The following is a 6,131-nucleotide window of genomic DNA, read 5'->3' as shown; positions in this document are numbered from 1 at the left end:
ATAACGCCTTGATTGAGTTTTCATCTACTCCGACTTGATTTAATCTCTCTAATATTTTTCTGCAAGAGAGACCTGCATCTATCAAAATATTCGTCTCACTACCCGAAACCAATATTGAATTTCCCTTACTGCCACTTGCTAAAATACAAACTTTCATCTGTAAATACCTCACCGCAGAGACGCAAAGAACACAGAGATAATAAATATAAACTCTCATTCCCAAGCCCCAGCTTGGGAATGCTTACAACGCCATTTTTATTCTCCTTTGTGTCCCGATTTGTTTTCGGGACATGTGGGTTTCATCTGAAAATCCTATTACTAAATTTTGTTTGATAAATTTTCTGAATGATTTTTTCTGTCAATCTAAAACTTGAATCTAAGCTATTGTAAATTGTCATAAATTAATTTCCTTTAATAAATACAATTTTTGCTATTATTGTTTACATATATTACTTATCATGCCATCTATATCTCGTAAATGTTCCCAACAACCCGAAAATCAAAAAATATGGAATATAGAAAATTTCTGCTAAAGGGAAAATCCACAATAATCTGTTTTCTCTGAATAATATTGCACCTTTTATGACAATCAAAAAATCAAAAATAACTTTAGCTATGAAAATACATAAAAAAGAATTCCAGGGGAAGGAAGAAAATATTGCCATAACAAATGATATTAGCAGAAATAGATAGAAAACAAATATCAGGGCTGAATAAATTTTTATATTTAATGGATAATATATCCATTTTGAAGCTCTCCTTTTTTCCTGATTGATTTGCTCTTTAACATTTTTCCTTTCAACAGAATTAACAAAACTTTTTTTATCTTTTGCAAATGAAATTTTATACCTCTTACTTTTACTTATTTTTTGTAGAAACAAATCATCGTCACCAGAAGGAATATGTCCTATTCCAGAAAAGCCATTTAATTCTTCAAACACTCTTTTTCTATAAGCAAAATTCCTGCCTGTAGCTGTAACTCCCCAATTCCAACCAATAGTTCCGGCAGAAATTGCAGATATAGCAAGCCGTTCCAATCTTTTTAAATTAAAAAAAAATTTTTGAAGAATTGTCTTCTTGTTATACGAAACTAAAGGAGAATATCCGACAACTACATCAAATCCTAAATTGAATTGATTATTCATACTTTTAAGCCAATTTTTTGTGGGCACACAATCTGCATCAGTAAAAAATAATATATCCCCCTTTGACTTTTCAATACCTTTAGTTAAGGCATTTTTCTTTCCGATAAGATTTTTATCATCTTTATCAATATTTAAATATTTTATATTATTGTATTTTCCTGAATATCTTTTTATTATTTCTGTAGTGTTGTCTCGTGAACGGTCATTAACTATAATTACTTCATATTTATCTTTTGGATAGTCTTGAAAAGATAAAGAGTTCAATAAATTTGCAATATCCCTCTCTTCATTATGTGCAGCAACTATTACAGAAATATCATTAAAGAATGAAGAGTCTTTACACTTTTTAATCCTAAAAATTCCAATAAAAATAAATAATAAAAACAATGAATAAAATCCGAGTAAAATATATAAAATATAAAGGAATATCATAATTGATATAAACCTTTTATTGAAGAGGCATTCAAGTTCAAATCTGCAAATTGATTCTTCTTATATTTGAAGATTCCAGCAGCTGCTATCATTGCAGCATTATCAGTGCATAATTCTTTGGATGGATAAAATACATTTATATTGTTTTCTTTTGCATAGTCATGAAAAACTTTTCGTAATTCAGAATTAGCAGCAACACCTCCAGCCAATAATAAATTTTTAATACTGTATTTTTGAATAGCATTAGCCGTTTTTATAAATAAGGTTTTCACTATAGCATTCTGGAAACTTGCGGCAAAATCATTTATCTTAACATTTTCCAAATTAATATTATTTTCCTTTATATACAGAGCAGCTGCTGTTTTTAATCCGCTAAAGCTAAAATCATAATTTGGTTTCCTTATCATTGGCAACGGGAAACTTATATAATCTTTATTACCTTTACTTGCAAGCTTATCTATTTCTGGTCCTCCTGGATAGGCAATATTCAATACCTTCCCAATTTTATCAAAAGCTTCTCCAGCGGCATCATCAATTGTTTTTCCTAAAATTTTGAAATCATCAAATGATAAAAATTTTACTAATTCTGTATGCCCTCCAGAAACTATCAGAGCTATAAATGGAAATTCAATATTTTTATTCGTTAAAAAATTTGCACATATATGTCCTAAAATATGATTTACTGGTATCAAAGGTTTTCCAAGACTGTATGCAAGTCCTTTTGCAAAAGAAACTCCAACTAAAAGAGAACCAATAAGACCCGGACTTACAGAAACGGCAATTGCATTTATATCATCCAAAGTTAATTTTGTTTCTTTTAATGCCAAATCCACAATTGGCAGGATACCTTTTATGTGTTCTCTTGAAGCAAGTTCAGGAACAACTCCTCCAAACTTTATATGTATTGATTGCGAGGAAACTATATTAGAATGGATATGAAAATCGCTATCTACTACTGCAGCAGATGTATCATCACATGATGTTTCTATGCCAAGAATATTTAGCTTTCTCAAATTTTTCACTTAAGAATTCCAGATAAAGAGGGATTAGTATCACTCTTGCACATTTTTAACTCTTACAAATTTAGGGGTTTGAGCGATTAATTCAACCCCTTTCGGTAAGCAAACTTTTACAGATACTAAACTGTCTATCTCCAAAGATACAGATGTATCAACTTCAGCAATAAAATCTTCAGGATTAATATTTTGCAAAATTTCCTCCTCCCCAGACACTTTAATACTAACAGTATTAGGAAATATCTCTATTCCCTCATCCGTTGATATAGGAAGAAGTGAGAAAGTTTTTTGAATAATTTTAGGAACTGTTTTTTCTATTAAAACTGAAAAATATTCAAAACTTATCTTTTCACTCGGTGAAGGAGTTAATTTTATCTGAGGATTGTTACTGAAATTTTTCACATTAAATGGTAAAGTTTTAATTTCATAAATATCAGCAATTAGAGTTTTAGGACCGTTAATTCGTATTTTCTTCGGTGAAATCGTTAAACTGTTTTCCTGGAAAAACTGTTTACTCTCTTCATCAATAAAAGTTATGGTGATTGGGACAAACTTAGAACTCATATTATCCATTGCAATCAGGACATTTTCAGATGCAGGTTTATGTAAAATTTTAAGATGATACTCTTCAAGAACCTTAAACTTTTCCAATCTTATAGGATAATAGTTCTTTCCATAATGAGCATCTTTTAGATCTATACAATATGGCTGTTTATTAGAATTGTAAAACAGGATATTCTTTCCTGTGCCTTCAATGACAAGATTTATTGATTCAGGCTCTATTGACAAAGGTATTAAAGCAGCTGGAGCATTAGTAATTGATATCGGAATTGTAATGTTTACTTCATGGCTTTTAGTTATATTTATTTCTACCCAAATTACAATTGCTATTACTAAAGCTAAAATCATTGCCCAGAATTTCTTTTTCATGATTTGTTCTTATCCTTCTTTTGTCTTTTTAATCGCTCAGAAGCTAATGCAACAAATATATTTAAAGGATCAATTTTTCGTGCAATACTAAGATATTTTCTTGCATTAAGAAAATCTTTTTCAGCAATATACAACTTGCTTAGATCTAAGTATGATTTTACGAAAAATATATTTTGAGCGATACTTCGTTTAAAATAATAAATTGCTTTCTCAGAATCACCCATATTTTCACAGCATATACCTAAAGTATTAAAAAATTCAGCAGAATCATACCCCAAAGATTTAGCTTTCTCAAAATATAAAAATGCTTGAATCCAATTGGACTTCCTATCATAACAAACTGCCTTAAGATAAAATATATCTTTATTCGTGGGAAATTTTACCTCTGCTGTTGACAATAGAGTAATAGCTTTATCATACTCCTGTAATGAAATATACTGCTCAGCTAAAAATGTAAATGTGGTTGGTAAATTACTAAAGTATGGTAAAACTTTCTCAAATATTTGAATTGCCTCTCTGCTTTTATTTTGATACACTAATGCGACTGCCATATTAAATTTTAATTCTGGAAATTTATGTCTAACTCTTTGAAACCACTCAATAGCCATCTTTGATTTTCCTCTTTGTGCGAGAAAAATATTCCCCATCAAAAAATAAAAATGGTCATTATCAGGAAAGAATGTTAATGCTCGCTTTACGACCTTTTCAGCTTTCCTATACAATAAATTGTTCATAAAAATTGCATATAACATCTCATGCGCATCAAAAGTTTTGGGAGCTTTTTTAAGAATATCTTCTAATATCTGTACAGACAATATCCAATTTGTCTTTCTATGATGCTCTGCTTCCCAAAGTAATCCTTTAATATCCTTATTCATTTTTTTGAATATTCTTGAAAGTTAACAAATACTTAATAAACTGCTTCTCCTTATTTGCCTGATTACATTTTTGCCGCAAGGCCGACGCTCCTCTTATTCCTTTGGTATAAGAAGCAATAAATTTCCTGATTATTTGCAACGCTTTTTTGCTTCCAATTTTCTCTTTTAGCCTTTTAAAATGAAGGAAAATCATTTCAATTTTTTCTGGTGGCAAAATAGTTTGATAAGTATTATTTTGTAAATAATTTTTAATCTGTCTAAATATCCAGGGATTTCCGATTGCACCCCGACCGACCATTATTGAATCGCATTTAGTCTGAGCAAACATTGTTTTAGCATCTTCTGGAGTCGTTATATCACCACTTCCAATTATAGGGATTTTAGAATTTTCTTTTACTTTGGTAATTAAATCCCAATTGCTTTTCCCGGCGAACATTTCATCTCGGGTTCTCGGATGAAATATAATTGCGGACCCACCCTCAGATTGAATTATTTTTACTATTTCAAACAGGTCTTTATCAGAGTTCCAGCCTGCACGAATTTTTACGGTTAAAGGAAGTTTATCATTAATAGTTTTATATGATAGTTTCACTATCTCTTTTATTTTATCTTTATCTTTTAATAAAGCAGAGCCAGAATTATTTCTTACAATCTTTTTTACTGGACAGCCCATATTTATATCAATAAAATTAGGTTGATATTCTATTAAAACTTTAATTCCTTCTGAGATTTTATACGCATCGTTTCCGAAAATCTGCAAACCTATTGGTCTTTCTTCTTTATCAAATTCTGTTAACATTTTGATTTTGGGATTGTTATGTATCAACGCATCTGCGCTTATCATTTCGCTCATTACAACATCTGCGCTAAAGGATTTGCATATCTTCCTGTACACAGAATCTGTATATCCTGCAAGTGGGGCAAGCCAAAGCTTATTATCAAAAATATCATTCATAATTAATTTTAAAAAATCAATAATGTTAATAAAACAAATAGAAATTCAGACAAAAATCTTGTCAATGAGAAAAGAATTTACATATTTGGAATTATGAAAAAAGAAAAAGCAATTATACTACTTAGTGGTGGAATTGATAGTTGTGTTACAGCAGCAATTGCAAATCAAAACTACAAACTTTTTGCTTTACATATTAATTATGGCCAAAGAACTTCAGATAGAGAAGAAAAATCCTTTAATGATATTTCCGAATATTACAATATAGAAAAAAAATTTAGCGTTGATATAGATTATCTCAGGAAGATTGGCGGTTCAAGTTTAACAGATGTGCGATTAAAAGTTCCAGATAAGGTCTCAAAAAATATTCCAAGCACTTATGTCCCATTTAGAAATGCACACCTTCTTGGTATTGCAGTTTCCTGGGCTGAAGTCATAAATGCCAAAAAGATATTTATTGGGGCGATGGAGGAAGATAGTTCTGGCTATCCTGATTGCAGAGAAAGTTTTTTTAAAGTATTTAATGAAGCTGTCAAATATGGGACAAAACCTAATTCTAAAATAAAAATTAATACCCCAATTCTTCATAAAACAAAAGCAGAAGTTGTAAAGCTCGGTTTTGAACTTAGAGCGCCTCTTTGCCTAACCTGGTCTTGTTATCAAAATTCGGAAATTGCATGCGGAATCTGTGAAAGCTGCAGATTGCGAATCAATGCTTTTCAAGAAGCTAGATATAGAGATCCTATCCCTTATGAGATTCCTATTAATTGGTAAATAT

6 protein-coding genes are annotated in these 6,131 nt (G+C 30.4%); 1 reads left to right on the top strand and 5 read right to left on the bottom strand.

Translation table 11 applies throughout. The features are described 5' to 3' along the window. Nucleotides 1-449: 449 nt before the first annotated feature. The 5 genes from U9R23_00555 to dusB are packed head-to-tail and all read right to left on the bottom strand — an operon-like array spanning nt 450 to nt 5,356. On the bottom strand, nt 450-1,532 hold the full coding sequence (locus tag U9R23_00555; GenBank protein ID MEA3474929.1) for a glycosyltransferase: 1,083 nt from the start codon (nt 1,530-1,532) through the stop codon (nt 450-452). A gap of 41 nt (nt 1,533-1,573) precedes the next feature. Next, entirely contained in the window at nt 1,574-2,590 is a 1,017-nt protein-coding gene (tsaD, locus tag U9R23_00550) for a tRNA (adenosine(37)-N6)-threonylcarbamoyltransferase complex transferase subunit TsaD (GenBank protein MEA3474928.1), read from the bottom strand. A gap of 39 nt (nt 2,591-2,629) precedes the next feature. Then, entirely contained in the window at nt 2,630-3,523 is an 894-nt protein-coding gene (locus tag U9R23_00545; protein ID MEA3474927.1) for a hypothetical protein, read from the bottom strand. Beyond that, entirely contained in the window at nt 3,520-4,401 is an 882-nt protein-coding gene (locus U9R23_00540; GenBank protein ID MEA3474926.1) for a tetratricopeptide repeat protein, read from the bottom strand. Before U9R23_00540 ends, U9R23_00545 begins: the two co-directional genes overlap by 4 nt. Next, nucleotides 4,394-5,356 carry a tRNA dihydrouridine synthase DusB gene (gene dusB, locus U9R23_00535; GenBank protein ID MEA3474925.1) on the bottom strand — a complete coding sequence of 321 codons (963 nt, stop codon included), beginning with the start codon at nt 5,354-5,356 and terminating at the stop codon, nt 4,394-4,396. The genes U9R23_00540 and dusB overlap by 8 nt, the downstream gene beginning before the upstream one ends. Before the next feature lie 93 nt (nt 5,357-5,449). Here dusB and queC point away from each other — a divergent pair, with 93 nt between their 5' ends. Beyond that, nucleotides 5,450-6,127 carry a 7-cyano-7-deazaguanine synthase QueC gene (gene queC, locus U9R23_00530; protein ID MEA3474924.1) on the top strand — a complete coding sequence of 226 codons (678 nt, stop codon included), beginning with the start codon at nt 5,450-5,452 and terminating at the stop codon, nt 6,125-6,127. Nucleotides 6,128-6,131 lie beyond the last annotated feature (4 nt).

The sequence above is a fragment of the Candidatus Cloacimonadota bacterium genome, assembly GCA_034722995.1.
GTDB lineage: Bacteria > Cloacimonadota > Cloacimonadia > JGIOTU-2 > JGIOTU-2 > JAGMCF01.
The sequence above is the reverse complement of the archived record's forward strand: the minus strand, read 5'-3'. Positions and strand labels throughout refer to the sequence as shown.

Bases quoted from the DNA above. Each gene is read 5' to 3' on its own strand.
- U9R23_00540 (MEA3474926.1), bottom strand. From the start codon at position 4,401: ATGAATAAGGATATTAAAGGATTACTTTGGGAAGCAGAGCATCATAGA.
- queC (MEA3474924.1), top strand. From the start codon at position 5,450: ATGAAAAAAGAAAAAGCAATTATACTACTTAGTGGTGGAATTGATAGT.
- U9R23_00545 (MEA3474927.1), bottom strand. From the start codon at position 3,523: ATGAAAAAGAAATTCTGGGCAATGATTTTAGCTTTAGTAATAGCAATT.
- dusB (MEA3474925.1), bottom strand. From the start codon at position 5,356: ATGAATGATATTTTTGATAATAAGCTTTGGCTTGCCCCACTTGCAGGA.